Origin of the sequence: Nocardia sp. 2TAF39, from assembly GCF_052114905.1 — a bacterium.
GTDB lineage: Bacteria > Actinomycetota > Actinomycetes > Mycobacteriales > Mycobacteriaceae > Nocardia.
The window spans coordinates 66,975-86,053 of the sequence record NZ_JBFRFQ010000005.1 but is presented as its reverse complement, the minus strand read 5'-3'; the positions used below and the strand labels follow the sequence as shown (position 1 = coordinate 86,053).

Genomic DNA, 19,079 nt, shown 5'->3' with positions numbered 1-19,079 from the left:
GGCCGGTCCTCGAGTGTCGGCGCATGGCATCTACCTCCGTTCGGGTGCGCAGCCCGTCGGCCGCGTGCCGGGTCGTTGTCGAGTTCGGGATCAGGTGTAGAGCTTTGCCAGGAACGCGCTCATGTTGTCGCGCACCCGCTCGACCTTCTCCTCGGGCGTGAGGTCTTCGCGATACCGACTGCCGAGCGCGGGCCTCTTCTTGTTCCGGGCGTAAAGCGAACACGCGAGATCAGTGCACATGTAGGTGCCGACCGAGTTGCCTTTTCGCCCGGATTCGCCTGCCTTGTGCGCGGTCATCAGCGAGACGCCGCCGGTGTGCGTGGTCAGGCAGATCGTGCACATCTGCGCCCGCCCGGAGCCACCGGTCGCGTAGCGGAGCGCGACACCGACCAGCCGATCGTCCTGTGGGACGACGAGATAGCCCCGCCCGGGCAAGGAGGGGTCGCCCCAGCCGAGGAAGTCCAGATCGTCCCACGGGCGATCGTCCAGGTCACGGGGCACGGGTAGCCGCTTGGCCTCGCCTTTCGAACAGTTGACGAACGACGACCTGATGTCGCGTTCGGTGACGGCGTGCATGACGGATCTCCTTCGGTTCATCGATGGGCAAACCGAAGCGACGTTACGGGCCCGCCGTGGAGCAGAACAACGGATTTTGGCGCGCAGTGCTGCCCGCATGATCTCCGACCGGTCAGACGCAGGAAGACGTTGCGGGCACCCTGAAGTCGGCGGCGTAGACGCCCTCGCCGGCGCCGCGATCACCACCGGTTCCCGTCCGCACCGAGGTGATCAGTCGCGGTCGGGGTCGGTGACGGCTCGGACGAGGAATTCGAGTTTGTCGACGGTTCGGTCGAGCGGGCGGGTGCTGCGTTCGGCCCGGCACATCGCTACCGTGCCCTCGATCGCGGCCACGATCACCGTAGCGGTCTGTTCGGCGTCGACTTCGCCGGCGCCGTGCTCGCGCAGCGACTCGGCCAACAGCCCTGTCCAGTTCCGGAATGCGGCGGCGGCTGCCTGTTGTGGTGCGTCATCCTCGGAGGGGTCTTCGACGGACACGGCCAGCACTGGGTATCCGGCGCGGAATTCGCTGTCGAGCACCACCTTTCGCCACATGTCCACGAACCCTCGCAGCCCCGCCACCGGGCCTGCGGGCAGCTTTTCGGCGAGCTTGCGCGCGGCCAGCGTTTCCGCGTCGACGTCACCGTCCCCGAAGGCGCACTGTCCGATCGCCGCAAAGCGGGAATGCTCGAGCAGGTCACCGCCGACGTGCTGACCGCAGCCGGGCTCGGCGAGGCCGACGCGCTACGGGTATGGGTCCTGATCCACGAACAGCCCGAAGGCACCTGGGGTGCGGCTGGCAATGTCGTCCGCTTCGCCGAGCTGGCCGCCCTCGCGAAAGATGCGCGCGGCTGATGCGCGAGCTGCAGTTCATCCGCACCGGACACCTTGAATGGCGCGCGCGGCCCGACCCTGTCCTGCAGGAGCAGGGCGATGCGATCGTGCGCCCGTTCGTCGCCGGCCGCTGCGACGGCGATACCCTACCCATCCACCGCCACGTCTCCCGCGCCATGCAGATCGGCATCCACACCGGCCTCATCGACCCCGTGGTCTCCAGCATCTGCGGACCGGTGCCGTTCCAGGGACCATTCGCTATCGGGCACGAATGCATTGCCGAAGTCCTCGAAACCGGCTCCGACGTCACCGGCCTCCACCGCGGAGATGCTGTAGTCGTGCCGTGGGCGGTGTCGTGCGGCGGCTGCCGCGAATGCGCGCGCGGGCTCACCGCCGAATGCGCAACCACTCGCACCGGTACCCTGGCTGCCTTCGGGTTCGGCCCAGCCAGCGGACCCTGGGTGGCATGGTCGCCGACCGGCTGCGCATCCCGTATGCCGATCACATGCTCGTACGCCTGCCCGAGGGCCTCGACCCGCTGCGCGTCGCCGCGGCCAGCGACAACCTGTCAGACGCCTGGCGCTGCATCGTCCAGCCCCTGACCCGACGCCCCGGTGGATCGGTGCTCATCCTCGCCGGCGCGGCCCAGAGCATCGGCCTCTACGCCGCGGGGCTGGCCGTCGCGCATGGCGCCGACGTCGTCGACTACATCGACCACCGTCCCGAGCGACTCGTCATCGCCGAAAAACTCGGTGCCCAACCACATCCCACGGTCAAGAAGAAGATCCGTGCCACGGACATACCGGACCGCCGCTACGACATCGTCGTAGCGGGCACCTCCACCTCTACCGGTGTCGAACTCGGCCTGCGCGCACTCGAACCCGGCGGAATCTGCACACCAGTCGGCTAGTATCCAGCACCCGGGACGAAAGTGCCGCTCATGCATATGTACGCCACCAGTGCCACCCTCGAGATCGGCGTCTCCAACGTCCGGCCCGTCCTGCCCGATCTCCTGAAGTTCGTCGCCCACACCGGATTCCCCGCCGAACAGGTCACCACCATGCTCGCCGACTGGGAGGACGCACCCCACGCCTACGGCGCCCACGCCTACGGCGCCCACACCACCGAACTCGTCCTCCACCGAACGCCGATCACCACCAGCACGCGATGAGCGTTCACGTACCGCGTGTGTCAGAGCATCGATCGAAATTCGACACCAATCCAACAGCCGTAAGCGGTCTGCCGCCGTACGTCTTCAGGTAGCACCGCCTGCACATCCCGCGGCCGCCGCCCGCTCGATGTGAGACATCTTGCTGCCGCAGAGACGATTTCGATATTACTGACCGGATCGGTCGTCGGGATTATCGTCTTGTCACACAGGTCGGTCGTTCTCGGGGTCCCCGTGGGCGAGGTGGTGCATCGCGGGACGAAGTAGCGCACTGACCTGTTCCGATGACGCGTCGCGGAGGCCGTCGAGTTGCAGGAGGTGTCGTCCGATGACGACGCCGACCGTGAGCGCGCCGAGAAGTCCGGCGCGCAGTTCGGCGTCGTCGTCCGCGAGGTGTTCAGCGGTCTGGCGCTGGCGCTCGACCATCGCCGCGCGCAGTTCGTCGGCCAGCTCGTTGGGAGTGAGCACGGAGCGCAGCGCGGCCAGCGTGCCGCCGGGTTCGTCGAGCTTCGTGGCCAGCATGCGGAGCAGCTGCTCGGCGGCCTGCGCCGGGGTTCCGGTCACCGGTTCATCGGGCTCGGGCACGGTGACGCGGGCGAACAGATTCTCCTTGGACCCGAAGTAGCGCATCACCAGTCCGGGATCGGTGGCCGCCGCGGCGGCGACCGCCCGGATGGTGGTCCGGTCGTAGCCGGTCTCGGCGAACAGGCGAGTCGCCGCCGTCAGGATTCGCTCCTCCGTGCGGCGGCGCTGCTCGGCTCGGGAAATGGGCTGAGTGGACACGGATCCAGCCTAGAGTCGCGCGATCCGCATAGCCGGTGCCGCGGGTCACGTACGCGGACGGATCCGGTCGCTGGCCGCGAGGGCGGCGAGTTCCGCCCGGGAGGAGACCCCGAGCTTGGTGTACAAGCGGGTCAGATGGGCCTCGACGGTCTTCTCACTCAGGTAGAGCTCCTGCGAGATCTGGCGGTTCGTCCGGCCGAGTACGACGCGGTTGACGATCTCGGATTGCCGCTCGGTCAGACCGCCCAGGCGGACCGTGGTCGCGCGGGACCGGCTCCGCGGTCCTGACGTCTGCCGCTCACCTACCCTGTGCAGAGCCAGGCGCGCGCGCTCGGCGAGCCGTTCGGCGCCGCACAGCTCGAATACCACGAGTGCCGTGTCGAATTCGGTTTTCGCCGCGGTCACATCACCCAGATCGACGAGCGCGTGTCCGAACAGCAGACGAGCGCGGGCCGCGTCCAGGGGAGTCCCGCTGGCGGTGTACTCGGCGACGGCCTGCTCCGCGCTTCCGGCGGCCGCCCGCACTTCCTCACGGGTCAGCTGTACGTGCGCGCGGCAGTACCGCGTGTCGCCGAGTCGCATATGCATCGCGGGCATGGCGTCGACGATCGCCTCGACCTGTCGCGTCGTCCGCTCCGCGGCGTCGACGCGTCCGAGGGCGAGTTCGGCATCGACCAGAAACCGGTAGAAATGGGGCATGAGGGTCGGGTAGATCGCGAGAACGTCGCCACCGGCGATCTTGATGAGTTCCTGGCGCCCACGGCGGTAGTGGCCCGCCTCGATCAGCGCGGAGCCGTAGACCAGCGGGGCGTGCCAGGCGTACAGGGCGTTCGGCATCTGGGCGTTGACGCGCATGCTGAGCGCGCCGGACGCCAGGGCGTCGGTGGTGCGGCCCATCAACGTCAGTATCCAGCAGCGCGTCGCCTCGGTCATCGCCATCATCGGCGAATTGTCCAGCAGCAGTGCGGTTTCCGCGGCTATCGCCGCGGCGGACAGGCCGATGTCGAGGCGACCCTGCAACAAAAGGCCCAGCGCCCGCAGATGCTGGAGTTCGACCAGGTGCCTACCGTGTCCGGTGTCGCGGCACAGTCGGATGCCCCGGTCCGAGTGCGCCACGGCGTTCCCCCACCGCTCCATGGACATCTCGGCGTACACCACGTTGGTGAGCCCGTCCAGCAGCGCCGGCGCGACCTCGGTGTCGGTGAGGGCATCCAGCGCCGAAGCCGCCTCGTCCAAATAGCGGCGACCGTCTACCAGCGACTGTCCGCAATGCAGCGTGCCCATGTACGCGCTGGCCGCCGTCGCCACGAGATACAGCCGCCGGTCGTCGCGCGCGGTGCCGGACTTCCGCACCTCCCCGGTGACCCGGACCGCCTCCTGCCAGTCGTGCATCATCAGGTGGTTCTTGGCCAATTCCAGCTGGAGGCCGGCGGCCTCCAGACTGCCCTGCGTGCTGAGCGACAGTGCCGCGGTAAGGAGCCGCCGCCCCTCCGCGGCATTGCCGAGCCCCTGCTCGGTCAGGGCGATCCGGGCCATGACACGGACACGGTCCCCGGCCTCGTCCGACGGGATGAGTTCCAGCGCCTGCCGCAGCACGGCGCTGCATTCGCCCAGTCGACCGGTCACGCTCAGCGCATCGGCGAGAGCCATGGACAGCGACAGCCGCCGCTGCGCCGGTGCGTCGTCGGGTAGCAGGCGCAATGCCGCGCGGAACCAGCGCGCAGCGGCGACCGGTGCGCGCGGCGCCGCGGTCACTCCTGCTTCGGTCAGCAGATCGATAGTCTGCTCGTCTCCCACCCGACCGCAGAATTCGAGATGGTGGGCGCGCACGGACAGCGCCGCGCCCCGGCGGGCCAGCGCCGCCGCGGCCCGGCGATGTGCTCGCCGCCGCCAGCCGTATCCGGTGCGCTGGTAGATGGCCAGGCGCACGATGGGATGACGGAACACGAGCCGCCCGGGCGCTTCCGTCTCGTTCACCAGCCCCGCGCGTACCAATTCATCTGCGGCGCAGCGTGACTCGGGTTCAGCCAACTCGGCGACCTCGATGGCCAGCTCGAGGTCGAAGAGTCCGCCCGTCACGGCCGCGGACTGCAGCAGCAGACGCGCCTGCGGCGAGAGGGCGTGGACTTCCTGCTCCAGCGCGACCTGGATCGCGGCGGGGACGCCGGAGGAGTCGAGAGCATCCACAGCGCCGAACGCGAACCCTCCGGATCGAACGCGGGCCCGCGCGAGTTCCTGGAGATAGAAAGGGTTGCCGCCGCAATCGCGATGCAGGTCCGCCAGCTCCACGCGGTCGAGATGATCGCCCGGGAGCAGATCGGCGGTCTCGTCCAGCGACAGCGGACCGAGCTCGAGCCCGGTCAGGTTGCCGTCGTAGGTAGCGCGGGCCAGGACGGAGGCGTGTGTGCCCGGCAGCTGCCGCGAACGATGGGCCAGCAACAACGCCAGTCTCGGCACGCGATGGCGCACGAGGTGCGCGATCACCTCCAGCGACGCGTGGTCGGCCCAGTGCACGTCGTCCAGCACCAGCAGCACCGGTCGCCGCGCCGCCAGTTGATGCAGGACCATCCGCACGGCGCGGTGGCAGCGGTGCCGCTCGATCTGTAACGGCGTCGCCAGCGGGGACGCCAACGCGCTCAGCGAAGGAAGTAGCCGTCCCAGCTCCGCGAGTTCTTCGGCGCCGAGGAATCGCAACTCCGTCCGGCGCAACTCGCCGAGGGGCTGGTCGAGGGCATCGATCACCACGGCGTACGGAATCTCGCGTTCCAGCTCGGTGCCTCGTCCGTCGAGTACCTGGAGACCGAGGGCTTCCGCTTGCAGCGCCGCCTCGCGGAGCAGCCGGGTCTTGCCGATGCCGGGTTCCCCGGTCACCGAGATCGCCGCGGTCGCTCCCTCTCGCACGGCGCCGAGTGCCGCGTGCAGGGTTCGCATCTCTGCCACACGACCCACCAGTGGTCCGACACCTCGCCCCGGTGACTCCACCGACACGTCACCTCCGGGCGGTCGCCGGCCCGGTTCCGAATCTTCCGGGCTCTGCCGGTGGATCATAATCCGGCCGAGTCCCGTTGTCGCACCGAAATATTCGCAGGGAAGATCGAGATGTAGGGATGTCCCTACTGTCGACGCCAGGGCGAAACGTCCGATTCTACGGAGCAGCAGTGTTGCCGACACATCGAATCACCCGGCAGCCTGTCGCACAGAGATTGGACGAAACAGATCCGTGAACTCGCCCGCGATACATCCCAGACTATCGGTCCCGGTGGTGGCGGTGCCGCCACACGAGGTATCCCACGACATATTGGTCGCCGCCGTTCGACAGCAGTACGAGGGAGTCTTCCCCGCGGGCAGCCCGTTGGCACTGGCGGCGGAGCGGGCGTTCGGCATGGCGGGTCGGCTCGCCATCGACGTGCACCCGCTGCATCTGACCACCGACGAGATCGTGTCCGCGCGCGGCCTCGCGGCCCGTAACACCGCCGCCTGGGACGCCTTCCACGCCTATGCCGTGCCCGCCGCCCAGGCGGCGCTGCGGTCGACGGGTCTGGCCGGTAGCGACGTGGACCTGGTGATCCTCGAGACGTCCACGCTGATCGCCATGCCGTCGCCGGTCACCGTATTGACACAGGCGCTGGGACTGCGGTCGACCTGCGCGGCGCTGCCGGTGTTCGGAATGGGCTGCCGGGGCGGAGCGCATGCGATCACGATGGCCCATGCGTGGTTGCGGGCGCACCCGCGTGACACGGTGCTGATCGTCACCTCCGACTTCGCCTCGCCACATTTCCACGTCGAGCGGAACCTGGACGTGGCAGCACTGGTCGGCAGCATCGTGTCCAGCACCTTGTTCTCCGATGCCGCCGCGGCGGCCGTCGTGTCCTGTTCGCTCGACGAGGGCATCGAGCTGCTCGACGTCGCGCGGTACGAGGTGCCAGGCACCCCGGATTCGATCCGCTGGGTCGCTAGCGACGACGGGCTGCGATTCCGGCTGACGACCGATGCGGTGCGGTCCATTCCGGCGCTGGGCCCGACCTTGCGCACCCTGCTCGGCGCGCAGGGCTGGACCGGTGCGGATCTCGCGATATGCGCGCTGCACTCGGGCGGAAACCACATCATTCGCGATGCCGCGCAGACTCTCGGGCTCAGCGCCCATCAGGTCGCCCCCGCCTGGCTGTCGCTGACCCGGGGCAACCTCATTTCTTCGGCGGTATTGGACGCGATAGCCCTGATCGCCGCCCACCCCCAGCTGCGCCCGACCTGGGGTGCGCCGGTGCTGGGCGCCGGGTTCGGTCCTGGGTTCGGCATAGACGCCTTCGTCGGGCGGGCATTGCTGCCCGACACCGCGGGCGGCGCCATCGGTACCCGTGTGGCAGAGAGCCGTCGCGACCTCGTGGTCGGCTGACCCCGACCGCTGGATCGACGCAACAGAAAGGACAGCGATGTCGTCATCGCCGATGCCCGGACCCCTCGACCGGATCGTCACCATCGAGGAGCACATGCTCCCCGACTTTCTCATCGAGTACGTGGGTGGAGCCCGCGCCAACCTGGACGCCGCCTACTGGACGGAGGCCGAACGCAAACTCCGGGACGTCAGCTACGAGCGGATGGCCGACATGGACGCCAACGGCGTGAGCATGCAGGTCCTCTCGCCGACGGCCCCTGGGATCCAGGTCGAGCCGGATCCGGCGAAGGCTGCCCGCCTGGCGATCCGCACCAACGACCTGATCGCCACGGTGGTGGCCTCGGCGCCCGATCGGTTCGCCGGATTCGCCACCGTCGCGCTGCAGGACCCGGAAGGCGCGGTGCGTGAGCTGCGGCGCGCGGTACTCGAGCTGGGCATGGTCGGAGTGCTGGTCAACGGTCACACCTGCGGGTCCTACCTCGACGCACCGCAATATCAGGACTTCCTGGCCGCCGTCGCCGACCTGGGCGTCCCGTTGTACCTGCATCCCGCGAACTCTCCCGACGCGTGCGCATGGACGGCGGGGCATCCGGAGCTGCGTGGGCCACTGTACGGGTGGGGTGTGGAGACCGCGGCGCATTTCCTGCGGCTGCTGTTCTCCGGCGTCTTCGATCGCACGCCGACCGCCGGGCTCACTGTGATACTCGGCCACGCGGGCGAAGGGCTGCTCGCTGCGCCGTCGCGGCTGGACTCCCGTTGGAAGGCGGCCAATGCCGAGCGGCACGGATATCGGCTCGACCACCCGCCCTCGCACTACCTGCGCACCAACCTGTTCGTCACGACCTCGGGAGTGACCGATCCGGTGGCATTCTGGGCCGCGGTCTGCGGTGCCGGACCGACCAGAGTGGGGATGGCGCTGGACTACCCGATGGAGGAGATGGGTCCGCAACTGGCGGCGCTGCGCACACGGTGGCGGATCGAGGAACTGGGTGTCGGCGCCGACGAAGAGCTGATCGAGAATGTGGCCTGGCGCAATGTCAGCAGACTGCTCGGTCTGCCGTTGGATCGACCCCAGCTCGCCACAACCTGAGGGCGGGGCGATGACTCGCACACAAGAGGCAGCACCCGGTACGGTCCCCGCGGAGTCGGGTGGGGTGGCGTGGGCACCGGTCGCGGTCGCCATGGCCGCCGCGGGGTTCTGCCTGCGCCCGCCGATCACCGGCATGGGCGCGGCGCTCGGGTTCGTCCCGGACGCGACGGGCCTCGACCCGGCTCTCGTCGGGTGGGTCGTCACGGTCCCACTGTGGTGCTACGCGGCGGGCGGGATCCTGACGCCTCGCCTCGCCGCCCGATGGGGCCCGGCTCGGGCCGTCGCGATCGCGCTGGCGATCATGGCGCTCGGCCAGGCCGTGCGCGTGGCAGGCGGCGCGGGGCTGCTGCTGGCGGGCACCACGGTCACGGCCATGGCCACCGCGGTGGTGGCGACCCTGCTTCCGGTGATCGCCGGTCGCTCCGACGCCGGGATGGCGCGGCTGACCGCGATCTACGTCCCCGCCATCGGAATCGGCAGCGCCGCAGGAGCATTCCTGACCGCGCCGGTGAGCGCCGCGGCCTCGTGGCGGTGGGGACTCGGGCTCTGGGCGCCGCTCTGCGCACTGGCCGCATTTCTCTGGCTTCACGCGCAATGGTGGCCCGTCGAGCGGTTCAGCTTCGCGAATCCCTCTGCTTCACAAGGTAATTCTGTGCCGTGGTGCTGGGCGCTGCGGCGCAGGTTGTCCTGGTCGATGGCGTTTCTGTTCGCTGCGTGGGCGGTCACCGCGTTCGGAGTGTCGAGCTGGCTGCCGTCGATCTATCGCGATGCCGGCATCGACAGTGCGCACGCGGCCGTGCTGCTCGGAATCGCAGCCGTCGCAGGCCTTCCGGTCGCCACGGTGCTGCCGGGCGTGCTGCGCCGATCCTGCCGCGGCCGATGGCGCGATCTGCCGATCGTCGTCGCCACCGCGATACCGGCCGCGGGGCTGCTCGGCCTCTGGCGGATGCCGACCACAGTTCCATGGCTGTGGGCCGTCGCCATCGGTGTCGGGCTGGGGGCACTGTCGCTGGTGCTCACCCTGGTTCCCCTGAGCACGCCCGAACCGGAGTGGGCCACCACCGTGTCGGCGGTGACCCATGGCCTGGGCTACGCCTTGGCCGGAGGGGGTGTCGCAACGCTCAGCGCGCTGCACGTCCACACCGACGACTGGGGACCGATCCTATGGTCGCTGCTGGCGATGTGCGTCGTCCAGGTCGCGGCGGGCATGACGGCGCTGCGGAGCGGGCTGGAACCGGAGGCAGTTCGGACACCCTGACCGAACGCGCCCCGAGCCACACGGAAACCTCAGCGGATCAACGATTTTCGGCGATATGGGTGGTCGAATCCGTCCCGAACGCGACGAGCCGCGCTCGGTCCGCGCGCGCTCAGCTCCTGCTCGAACGCCGCTCGAATCTCCTTCCGGAGTGCAAGACCCTGTTCGGTGCGGACAGCCGGCTCACGCCGCGTTCTGCGGGGTCGGTCTCCCTCGGCTGAGCGCCTCGGAGGAGATCGACCCGAGGTGTCGAGCGATCACCTGGCCGGGTCCAGTCGAAGCGCGTTCCACCAAAGCCGGTTCAGGGTGTCGACCAGCTGCTCGAAAGTGATCTTCTCCCGCTGCACAAACACCGTGTAAGCCATCCGGCTGACCATATTCGACAGCGCGAGCGCGGTTACCCACGGATCGAGCTCCGGATCGACCTCGCCACGTTCCTGCAGCTCGCGGATCATCGCGGTATTGCGCTCACCGAACGCCATCGCGCGCTCGTACCGCATCGTCTGAAACTTCTCGTCGATCTGCGACACCTGTTCGAGCAGAGCCATGAGGCGCGCATTGCGACGATAGGACAACAGGTATTCGCGATTGGCCGCAGCGATCAGCTCCCGCGGGTCGTCGATTCCGGTCCGCTGCCGCACATGCGGGTGCAGCATCTCCTCGCGCACTTGTTCGACGACGGCGGCGAAGATCTCGTCCTTGCTGTCGAAGTAGGTGTAGAACGACCCCGATGCCACCCCGGCGGCCTTGGAGATGTCACTGATCCGTGCGTCCAGGTACCCGTCCCGCTCGAACACCTCCCGAGCCGCTGCCACCAAGGCGCTACGGGTCCGTATCCCGCGTTTGCTCCGCGGAGCACCGCGGCCGGCGTCCCCCTCGGCAACGTCCTGGGCTCTCAACGTCTCACTCACTGTCGTCGGATCACATGCTGATTCCGGGGATCGTAACAGCGCTGTAGAGCTACCCCGCTGGACAGCGCCGGACGGACAATGCGCTCTACTGCTCGGCCAGGAGCCGGACAGCTGTTGGATTCGATTCTCGCATTGCCACACAGCTCGGGGCATCGCCCGGACTGCCGAGTAGAGGAGAGCCGGGAAGCCCGAAGGGCATCTCCAGTGCGCCGAACTTTCGCACCGACGTCTCGCAAACCGACCCGAGGGCAATGGTTGAATATGACGTCAAATTCGAATACGATCGGCCCGGCCTGTGCGGCGGATGCAGCAGAAGCGATGGCCCATGACCAGCGAGGTGGTAGTGCCCGACGCACCCGGAATCAAACAGCCCTGATTCGGCCCGAAAATGCCGGAGTCAGAGTTGGGCCGGCCCGACCAGCCATCCCGGTAGCTACACAACCCGCGCCGTCGCTCACAGCGAGCAGCCCGCCAACGCCCCGACCATCGGAGGTCCCCATGGATCCGTTCACCTCGTCCGAACGCTCACAGCAGTATCAGCGGGAGCTGCTCGCCTTCATGGCCGAGTGCGTGTACCCGGCCGAATCGGTCTACGAAGAGCAGATGACCGCGTCCGGCAATCCGCATCACCATCCGCGGATTCTGGAGGACCTCAAGGTCGAGGCACGCCGCCGCGGGCTGTGGAACCTCTTCCACCCGCACCCGGAGTGGGGTCCGGGACTGAGCAATCTGGAGTACGCCCCGCTGGCCGAGATCATGGGTCGCAGCCCCCACCTTGCTCCAGAGGCATGTAACTGCAACGCTCCCGACACCGGCAATATGGAGGTGTTCACCCTCTTCGGCTCGCAGGAGCACAAGGAGCGCTGGCTCGAACCGCTGCTGGCCGGCACCATCCGCTCGGCATTCGCGATGACCGAACCGGCAGTGGCCAGCTCGGACGCCACCAACATCGAAATGCRCATGGAACGCGACGGCGACCACTATGTGCTCAACGGCCGAAAGTGGTTCGCGTCCAATGCGATGCACCAGAACTGCAAGGTGCTCATCGTCATGGGCAAGACCGATCCGGACGGCCCGAAGCATCGCCAGCAGTCGATGATGGTCGTGCCCATCGACGCTCCCGGTGTCACCGTCGTCCGCAACCTTCCCGTGTTCGGGTATGCGGATCGCGAGGGCCACGCGGAGATCGTCTTCGCCGACGTGCGCGTACCCGCGACCGATGTACTGAAGGGCGAGGGCGAAGGCTTCGCCATCAGCCAGGCCCGGCTGGGCCCCGGCCGCATCCACCACTGCATGCGCGCCATCGGCATGGCCGAACGCGCCCTGGAACTGATGTGTGCTCGCGCCGAATCACGTAACACGTTCGGACAGAAGTTGAGTGAGCGCGCCAATATCCAGGATTGGATCGCAGAGGCCCGCATCGCGATCGAGCAGACCCGGCTGCTGACGCTGAAGGCCGCGTGGATGATGGACACTGTCGGCAACAAGGCGGCGCGAGTCGAGATTGCCGCGATCAAGGTAGCGGCGCCCACCATGGCACTGCAGATCGTCGACCGCGCCATCCAGGTGCACGGCGGCGGCGGTGTCACCGACGATTTCCCCTTGGCCAGCATGTACGCACACCTGCGCACGCTGCGTCTCGCCGACGGGCCCGACGAGGTGCACAAACGTTCTATCGCTCGGGCCGAGCTGGGAAAGGTCCGCGCCCAGGCGGACACATCGGCCGCACTCGGCTGATAACAGCACACCTGTAGCGGGAGTTAGGGAATGCAACACAACAGCAGGACGGCACTCATCCGTCCCACCGGGGATTCGTCGGCCTTCGACATCGACGATGCGGAAATCACCGCCTGGTTGTCGGCGCTGGACATAGCCTGCACCACGCCGGTTCAAGCCGCCCGGATCGGTATCGGACAGTCCAACCTGACCTTTCTGCTCACCGATGCCGACGGCCGGCGCTGGATCCTGCGTCGGCCGCCCTTGGGGCACCTACTGGCGTCCGCGCACGATGTAGCCCGCGAGGCGCGAATCGTGTCCGCACTGGAACCCACCGATGTCCCCGTGCCACGGATCCACGATGTGCGGCACGAGGGTGAAACAGCATTGGTGTTGATGGAGTACGTCGACGGCTTGGTGGTCGATCGGATGGACCGCGCCGTCCAGCTGACCGCCGAGCAGCGTCGCACAACCGCCATCGACTTGGTGCGCACACTGGCCCGCATCCACGCCGTCGACCTGACGGCCACGGGTCTGATCGACCTGGCCAGCCACAAGCCGTACGCCGGGCGTCAGCTGAAGCGCTGGTCCGATCAGTGGGAAAGATCCAAGACCCGCCAGCTTCCGCCGCTGGACCGGCTCACCGAACGCCTGCTCGCCGACGTTCCCGAACAACAAGAACTCACCCTTGTGCACGGCGATTTCAACCTGCGCAACGTCATCGTCGCACCCGCTACCGGTGACATCGCGGCGGTGCTCGACTGGGAACTGTGCACCCTCGGCGATCCGCTTGCCGACATCGGCAGTCTTCTGGCCTACTGGCCGACCGCCGGCGAACCGACCATCGCGGGCCTGGAGATCTGCACACTGCCCGGCTTCCCCGTTCGCGAGGAGCTGATCGAGGAGTATCTCGCTATCACCGGGCGCGATCGGCGAGCGTTGGGGTTCTGGCATGCGCTGGGACTGTGGAAGCTGGCGATCATCGCCGAGGGCGTATTCCGGCGCACCCTCGACGATCCCCGCAATCGAGCCGCCGCAGGCACCCCGACCCGCGAACTCGTCGAAGGCCTCATCGATACCGCCGACCGCGTCGCGACCGAGGCCGGTCTCTGACCCGGAGCCCGCTCCCCCTCGGCACCGCCTGGACACAACGAACACGCGAACACCACAGTGCAGGGGATGGTTCAGCCAGAAACTCGCGGTCGGTCCGGTCGACACCGCATGGTGCCGGTGACCGCCGTTTGCTGGGTTTTGCTCATGGTCGGCGCGATGATCACCCATGGCCGCCTTGGTCAATACAAGCTCGTGCTGCTGAACTCGGTCTATCTCGCGCTCGCAGCCTTCATCGCGTGGGGCCGCTTCGTCCTCGAGCCTTTCACCGGCTGACGAAGATGTACCGCCGGCGGGGCTCGGCGTGTCATAGCCGTGCGCGGGTCAGCGTGCCACTTTCGATCGCACCGAACAAGTAGGTCGGATCGAACGGCTACCAACGAAAGGGACCTTACTGTGGATGCACGATCGACCATCGTCGGAAACCAGGGCCGGGCGCGAGGGAGAGGGATTTGAGCGACTCCGCCCACCACCGACCCACCGGCTCCGGTCGACCTCGACGATCCCGAAGCACCGCCAGAGGGCCGAACGGATCACAATATTCGGCCTTCCAACAATTTTCGTCAGATGGCAGGGAGATCGATCCGGTCGGCCCACTGTGTGACGTGCCCGCAGCGGCCACCGATCTGTCAGGATCGTCGGCGGCCGTGTCGTCCGTCATAGTTCATCCTGCCGAGCAGGATCAGGGCACCAGCACGGACAGTGTTTCCGCAACACAGGCCGGTTTGTCGCCACCCTCACGTTCGATGATCACCCGGGCTGTCACCTGAGCCCCCGCGCCGGTCTGCTTCAGCTCCACCAACTCGACACCGGCCCGCACCCGGCTGCCCACAGGTACCGGGGACGGGAAGCGAACCTTGTTGCAGCCGTAGTTGATCCCCATTTTCAGACCGTCGACTCGATAGACTTGCGACACCAGTAGTGGCAGCAGCGACAGTGTCAGATAGCCGTGCGCGATGGTGGTGCCGAACGGGCCCCGCGCGGCCCGCTGCGGATCCACGTGAATCCACTGACGGTCACCGGTGGCCTCCGCGAACAGATCAACCTGCTGCTGAGTCACCGTGAACCAGTCGCTGTAGCCGAGATGGGTGCCGAGGGCCTGCTCGAGTTCGGCAATTCCGTTGAATACTTCCATGTTTCGCCCTTCCTCAGCTCGTCGGCCCACCGGCGAGGTAGAGCACCTGACCGGACACGAACCCGGCGCCCTCGCTGACGAAGAACGACACGGTGTTCGCGACGTCCTCCGGTTTGCCGGAGCGGCCGACCGGGATCTGCGCCACCAGGGCATCGCGGAACTTCTCGAACGACACACCTATCCGTGCGGCGGTCGCGGCGGTCATATCGGTCTCGATGAATCCGGGCGCGATCGCGTTCACAGTCACCCCGAACTTGCCCAGCTCGATCGCGAGCGTCTTGGTGAAGCCCTGCAGGCCCGCCTTGGCCGCGGCGTAGTTGGCCTGGCCGCGGTTGCCGAGCGCTGAAGTGCTGGACAGGTTGACGATCCGCCCCCACTTGGCCTCCGTCATGTACTTCTGCGCGGCCCGACTCATCAGAAACGAGCCCCGCAGATGCACGTTCATGACGGAGTCCCAGTCGGCGACTGTCATCTTGAACAGTAGGTTGTCCCGGAGGATGCCGGCGTTGTTCACCAGTACAGTCGGCCCGCCCAGTTCGGTGGCGATCCGCTGCACCGCGGTCGTCACGGCCTGCTCGTCGGAGACGTCGGCACCGACCGCGATCGCCTTTCCGCCGGCCGATTCGATCTCGTCCACAACGGATTTGCATGCCGATTCGTCCAGATCTACGACGGCGACGGCGAATCCGTCCTTCGCCAAACGCCGGGCCGTCGCGGCACCGATGCCGCGGGCGGCGCCGGTGACGATGGCGGTACGGGTTATTGCTGTGCTCATAACTTCTCTCCTGTTCGGGTCGAATCCCTCGGACGGTTCAGGTGGTCAAAGCAGGAAGACCAAGCACCCAACGGTCTTGCCATCGGCGAGCCGTTGCAGTACGCCCGGGAAGTTCGCTGCCGTGGCACGCACGCGAGCCGGCAGCCGGCCGTGCCACACCTCCGGTGCCAGTGGTACCACCGTCGACCACGATTACCCGCCCGGTCACCCACGCGGCGTCGTCGGACGCCTGAAACGCAGTGACGGTGGCGTAGCAGGCGCCCCCAGGAGCCGGCCTGATGCCGGCAACCGAGGCGACAACGACGATGGTGCCGCCGTACTCGCCCATCCATGTTCTGTGTGCCGAGCCCTGGTTCGCCCTGCCGATCGGCGACCGCGCGGTCGCAACGATTGCTGCTCCAGGCATGCCATTCCTTCCACACCCTGACCGGGTGCGGGAAGTTCGCACCTGACCGGACAAGACAACCTGATTTCGACGTCGATTTCATATCACACCAGACGGGCTCTGCGGCCGGTCGACAGGCAATCACGCCCGCCGCGCCACCCTCACATGCTCGTCGAAGTGGTGGAGCACGCACCCGCGCCGGGTGCCTCGGATTGCGGAGTCGTAGCTGCTCGAACGCCCATGGGTCCTGTCGAAGTATAGGGATTTCCCTACTGCGTCGGACCACCGCCGGAGCCCGATCCTTGTTGTGGCGATGCAGCCGAATCCTCTGAACTGACGACGGTTCGACAAGTTCGGCATCCCCGGTCCATCCAGCACCGGGGTCCGCTGGTCGCCGGGAACGCCTGAGCAGCACCCGCTGACCAGCGCTGAATACCTGTAGGAGCGCCGCATGCTCGATGAAGTGTCCCGTCGGCCTTATCACAGCCACCGCCGGAGGCCGCAGAGCCTCCCTGTCACGATCGAGCCCGGCGCGAGGTCGACCCGGCGCCAGCAGGACGAGTTGGCGGCCAGGGCGGACGCCGCGGTTCGCCGCAACGACGTGCGCGGCGAGGACGCCGCCGACCCGGTGCCGGATGCCATGGCCCGCCGAGAAGCGGCAATCCGCACCGCGTGGCCGGGCTGCCGATGAGCACGGCGTTGCTATCTCCTACCGCCGCAGCACGGAGCACCCGGATGAGGTCGTTCGACCCGGGCGCGAGCGCCGCCCCTGACCAGCCTTTGATCTTGGGCGCCCCGGCAACGCTGGCGTCGCTGCGGAATTGGGTGGCGGCCGTGTCCGAGGCGGAGTTGCGACGCCTGGAAGCTCGCGCGCCGGGGCTCGACGCCCGCGCCCGCGACGAGGTTTCCCGCGCCATCGAGCGGGTGGTGGACGGCCTCTTCGGTGATCTCGGATCCCGGTTGGCCCGCGACACCGCCCTCATCGACGCGCTCCGCGTGCTCTTCGCACTCGACCCCTCGGGAGGCAAACCGTGACCAAGGTGGGTGTCGTGGTGCCACCGGCCAATCCGGCCGTGGAACCCGAATTCGCGCGTCTCCTCGGCGCGCGGGCGGACATCCACGTCACCCGCTTCCCCGTCCAGCCCGGCCTTTCGCTGTCCGAGCGCTTGAACGCCTACAACGGTGCGTTGCCCGGCATGATCCGCTCGTTCGGCGGTCTTCCACTCGACGCGCTGGTCATGGCCTGCAGTGGCGCACGCTACCTGCTGGGCCCGGTCGAGGACCGCCGCCGCTGTGCCGAGCTGAGCGCGGAGTTCGGGCTGCCCGTCGCCTCCGCTACCGAGGCCACCAGGCGTGCTTTGGAACACCTCGGCACCGAGACGATCACGCTGATCTCGCCGTACCAGCCGTGGCTGACCGTCCGCGCCGACGAATTCTGGACTGCGGCCGGCGTGCGGATCGCCCAGGTGGTGACGGTGCAGGCCGGCCATCACTTCGCCCCCTACGAGGTGACCACGGATCAGCTCGTCGCGCAGATCGAGCAAGCCGGGGTTGCGCAGGACGGGGTGCTTCTGCTGACCGGAACCGGAATGCCGACGCTGCGCGCGATCGACCGGCTCACGGAAGGAAACGCGCGAGTAATCCTGACCTCCAACCTGTGCGGCGCCTGGTGGGCCCTGACCAGCACGGGCCAGCGCGCCACCCTCGGCGGCGCCGAGCATGCGGCACGGGTCGAGCGGGTCGCGACAATGAGCGAGCGATCAATCGACACAGCCGGGTTCTCTGTCATGGCGGACCCGCGCGCCAGCGAGGCGGAGGCATGACCGCCGACGTTATCGTGGTGGGAGCCGGGCCGGTCGGGTTGATCGCGGCACTCACCCTGGCCAGGGCCGGGGTGTCGGTACTGGTACTGGAGCGCGAGGCGGGGCTGGTCACGAGTTCGCGCGCCGCCACCATTCATCCGGCTACGCTCGACCTCCTCGACGATCTGGAGGTAGCCACGGAGCTGGTGGCGCGCGGCATGATCGTGGACCGCATGCAGTGGCGCGACCTGTCCGGGACCGTGCTCGCCGAGATGACGATGGCCGCGCTGGAGGGTCTGACCGAGCATCCCTTCCGGCTGCACGTGGAACAGGCGGTGCTTACCCGGCTGTTGCTCGGCGCTCTCGAGGCACATCCGGAGGTCGCTGTCCGGTTCGGCGCTCCGATCGAAACCGTCACCGACACGGGCGGGGCCGTGCGGGCCAGGACCGCGAGCGGCTGGGAACAAGCGCAGTACCTTGTCGCGGCAGACGGCGCACACAGCACCGTCAGAACCTCGCTCGGTCTGTCGTTACCGCAGTCGGTCTACCCGACGCACGCGCTACGGATCTTCACCCGTTCACCACTCGATGAACTGCTTCCCGGACTGGCGCCGGTGACCTACATCCGCGACCCGATCCAGTCGTGCAGTCTGTTGCGGTTGCCCGACCATTGGCGGATCATCCTCAGGCTGGCGCGCGACGAGCCGATGCCAGAGCACGTAGCCGGACTGGAATCGAGCGCACTGAACGTCATCGACGCGCACCGCTACACCCTGGCCAGCGGGGTTCTGGGCGCCTTCTGCCACGGCCGGGTGCTGTTCGTCGGCGACGCCGCGCACGTCACCTCCACCGCGGGCGGACTCAACATGAACGCCGGTATCCACGACGCGGTCGACCTCGGCAGGACACTCGCCGGCGTGCTGGCGGGGCCCGCGTCACCGGCCGCCTTGGAAAGCTGGTCCCGGCGCCGTCGCGCGGTCCTGACCGACCATGTCGTCCCGACCAGCGAGGCAAGGGTCGCGGGCGTGCAGGACGGCGAGCCCGCCCGGCTGCCCGCCGCGGTCGCCATGTTGCGGGCCATCGCCGCCGACCGCGAAGCCACCAGGGCCTACCTGGCCACAGCCTCCATGCTCGACACCGTCCCCCTTGTGATAAGGCACACTTGAC

General features: G+C 67.9%; 21 protein-coding genes and 1 pseudogene. 15 read left to right on the top strand and 7 right to left on the bottom strand.

Translation table 11 applies throughout. The annotated features are described in order from the left end of the window. Nucleotides 1-90: 90 nt before the first annotated feature. Nucleotides 91-576 (bottom strand): FBP domain-containing protein, encoded by a 486-nt coding sequence (locus AB4Z47_RS04990; protein WP_441948173.1) that lies wholly within the window; start codon nucleotides 574-576, stop codon nucleotides 91-93. A gap of 210 nt (nucleotides 577-786) precedes the next feature. Continuing rightward, nucleotides 787-1,137, bottom strand: coding sequence for an LmrA/YxaF family transcription factor (locus AB4Z47_RS04985; protein ID WP_441948171.1), 351 nt, complete (start codon nucleotides 1,135-1,137; stop codon nucleotides 787-789). Between AB4Z47_RS04985 and AB4Z47_RS04980 the strand changes: the two genes are divergently transcribed. The 4 genes and pseudogenes from AB4Z47_RS04980 to AB4Z47_RS04965 all read left to right on the top strand — a co-directional run bounded on the left by AB4Z47_RS04980 (nucleotide 1,027) and on the right by AB4Z47_RS04965 (nucleotide 2,560). Beyond that, the gene (locus tag AB4Z47_RS04980) at nucleotides 1,027-1,410 is read left to right on the top strand and encodes a tautomerase family protein (protein ID WP_441948304.1); all 384 of its coding nucleotides are present in this window, start codon (nucleotides 1,027-1,029) and stop codon (nucleotides 1,408-1,410) included. The two genes, AB4Z47_RS04985 and AB4Z47_RS04980, sit on opposite strands and share 111 nt — an antisense overlap. Further along, nucleotides 1,308-1,757 (top strand): annotated as a pseudogene (locus AB4Z47_RS04975) (alcohol dehydrogenase catalytic domain-containing protein); the annotation flags it as partial. The gene AB4Z47_RS04980 and the pseudogene AB4Z47_RS04975, both read left to right, overlap by 103 nt. Before the next feature lie 98 nt (nucleotides 1,758-1,855). Then, nucleotides 1,856-2,299: a hypothetical protein gene (locus tag AB4Z47_RS04970; RefSeq protein ID WP_441948319.1), complete on the top strand. Its 444-nt coding sequence runs from the start codon at nucleotides 1,856-1,858 to the stop codon at nucleotides 2,297-2,299. A gap of 30 nt (nucleotides 2,300-2,329) precedes the next feature. Further along, nucleotides 2,330-2,560 (top strand): hypothetical protein, encoded by a 231-nt coding sequence (locus tag AB4Z47_RS04965; RefSeq protein ID WP_441948169.1) that lies wholly within the window; start codon nucleotides 2,330-2,332, stop codon nucleotides 2,558-2,560. A gap of 201 nt (nucleotides 2,561-2,761) precedes the next feature. On the opposite strand, the gene AB4Z47_RS04960 is transcribed toward AB4Z47_RS04965, so the two are convergent. Continuing rightward, on the bottom strand, nucleotides 2,762-3,340 hold the full coding sequence (locus AB4Z47_RS04960; RefSeq protein WP_441948167.1) for a TetR family transcriptional regulator: 579 nt from the start codon (nucleotides 3,338-3,340) through the stop codon (nucleotides 2,762-2,764). Nucleotides 3,341-3,385: 45 nt separating this feature from the next. Further along, nucleotides 3,386-6,388 (bottom strand): helix-turn-helix transcriptional regulator, encoded by a 3,003-nt coding sequence (locus AB4Z47_RS04955; RefSeq protein ID WP_441948166.1) that lies wholly within the window; start codon nucleotides 6,386-6,388, stop codon nucleotides 3,386-3,388. Between the two features lie 172 nt (nucleotides 6,389-6,560). Between AB4Z47_RS04955 and AB4Z47_RS04950 the strand changes: the two genes are divergently transcribed. The 3 genes from AB4Z47_RS04950 to AB4Z47_RS04940 are packed head-to-tail and all read left to right on the top strand — an operon-like array spanning nucleotide 6,561 to nucleotide 10,081. Further along, complete coding sequence (locus AB4Z47_RS04950; protein ID WP_441948164.1) at nucleotides 6,561-7,733, top strand: hypothetical protein; 1,173 nt, start codon at nucleotides 6,561-6,563, stop codon at nucleotides 7,731-7,733. Between the two features lie 52 nt (nucleotides 7,734-7,785). Continuing rightward, nucleotides 7,786-8,823: an amidohydrolase family protein gene (locus tag AB4Z47_RS04945; RefSeq protein WP_441948163.1), complete on the top strand. Its 1,038-nt coding sequence runs from the start codon at nucleotides 7,786-7,788 to the stop codon at nucleotides 8,821-8,823. A 10-nt stretch (nucleotides 8,824-8,833) separates the two neighbouring features. Next, nucleotides 8,834-10,081: an MFS transporter gene (locus AB4Z47_RS04940; protein ID WP_441948161.1), complete on the top strand. Its 1,248-nt coding sequence runs from the start codon at nucleotides 8,834-8,836 to the stop codon at nucleotides 10,079-10,081. Between the two features lie 254 nt (nucleotides 10,082-10,335). Here AB4Z47_RS04940 and AB4Z47_RS04935 read toward each other — a convergent pair whose 3' ends face one another. Next, nucleotides 10,336-10,989, bottom strand: a complete 654-nt coding sequence (locus tag AB4Z47_RS04935; protein ID WP_441948160.1) for a TetR/AcrR family transcriptional regulator — start codon at nucleotides 10,987-10,989, stop codon at nucleotides 10,336-10,338. 498 nt (nucleotides 10,990-11,487) lie between these two features. On the opposite strand from AB4Z47_RS04935, the gene AB4Z47_RS04930 reads away from it, so the two are divergent. The 3 genes from AB4Z47_RS04930 to AB4Z47_RS04920 all read left to right on the top strand — a co-directional run bounded on the left by AB4Z47_RS04930 (nucleotide 11,488) and on the right by AB4Z47_RS04920 (nucleotide 14,091). Then, nucleotides 11,488-12,726, top strand: a complete 1,239-nt coding sequence (locus tag AB4Z47_RS04930) for an acyl-CoA dehydrogenase family protein (RefSeq protein WP_441948158.1) — start codon at nucleotides 11,488-11,490, stop codon at nucleotides 12,724-12,726. 30 nt (nucleotides 12,727-12,756) lie between these two features. After that, nucleotides 12,757-13,818, top strand: a complete 1,062-nt coding sequence (locus tag AB4Z47_RS04925) for a phosphotransferase family protein (RefSeq protein ID WP_441948156.1) — start codon at nucleotides 12,757-12,759, stop codon at nucleotides 13,816-13,818. A 108-nt stretch (nucleotides 13,819-13,926) separates the two neighbouring features. Then, complete coding sequence (locus AB4Z47_RS04920) at nucleotides 13,927-14,091, top strand: DoxX family protein (RefSeq protein WP_441948154.1); 165 nt, start codon at nucleotides 13,927-13,929, stop codon at nucleotides 14,089-14,091. Between the two features lie 406 nt (nucleotides 14,092-14,497). Here the strand turns inward: AB4Z47_RS04920 and AB4Z47_RS04915 are convergent, their stop codons facing one another. Next, the gene (locus tag AB4Z47_RS04915) at nucleotides 14,498-14,950 is read right to left on the bottom strand and encodes a MaoC family dehydratase (RefSeq protein WP_441948152.1); all 453 of its coding nucleotides are present in this window, start codon (nucleotides 14,948-14,950) and stop codon (nucleotides 14,498-14,500) included. 13 nt (nucleotides 14,951-14,963) lie between these two features. Further along, nucleotides 14,964-15,725, bottom strand: coding sequence for a 3-oxoacyl-ACP reductase FabG (gene fabG / locus AB4Z47_RS04910; protein WP_441948151.1), 762 nt, complete (start codon nucleotides 15,723-15,725; stop codon nucleotides 14,964-14,966). A gap of 278 nt (nucleotides 15,726-16,003) precedes the next feature. Between fabG and AB4Z47_RS04905 the strand changes: the two genes are divergently transcribed. From AB4Z47_RS04905 to AB4Z47_RS04885, 5 genes are all read left to right on the top strand, one after another. Then, nucleotides 16,004-16,177 carry a hypothetical protein gene (locus AB4Z47_RS04905; protein ID WP_441948149.1) on the top strand — a complete coding sequence of 58 codons (174 nt, stop codon included), beginning with the start codon at nucleotides 16,004-16,006 and terminating at the stop codon, nucleotides 16,175-16,177. A gap of 384 nt (nucleotides 16,178-16,561) precedes the next feature. Continuing rightward, nucleotides 16,562-16,801, top strand: a complete 240-nt coding sequence (locus tag AB4Z47_RS04900) for a hypothetical protein (protein ID WP_441948147.1) — start codon at nucleotides 16,562-16,564, stop codon at nucleotides 16,799-16,801. A 44-nt stretch (nucleotides 16,802-16,845) separates the two neighbouring features. Next, nucleotides 16,846-17,145 (top strand): hypothetical protein, encoded by a 300-nt coding sequence (locus AB4Z47_RS04895; protein WP_441948146.1) that lies wholly within the window; start codon nucleotides 16,846-16,848, stop codon nucleotides 17,143-17,145. Beyond that, on the top strand, nucleotides 17,142-17,933 hold the full coding sequence (locus AB4Z47_RS04890; RefSeq protein ID WP_441948144.1) for a maleate cis-trans isomerase family protein: 792 nt from the start codon (nucleotides 17,142-17,144) through the stop codon (nucleotides 17,931-17,933). The genes AB4Z47_RS04895 and AB4Z47_RS04890 overlap by 4 nt, the downstream gene beginning before the upstream one ends. Then, complete coding sequence (locus AB4Z47_RS04885) at nucleotides 17,930-19,078, top strand: FAD-dependent oxidoreductase (protein WP_441948143.1); 1,149 nt, start codon at nucleotides 17,930-17,932, stop codon at nucleotides 19,076-19,078. The genes AB4Z47_RS04890 and AB4Z47_RS04885 overlap by 4 nt, the downstream gene beginning before the upstream one ends. Nucleotide 19,079 lies beyond the last annotated feature (1 nt).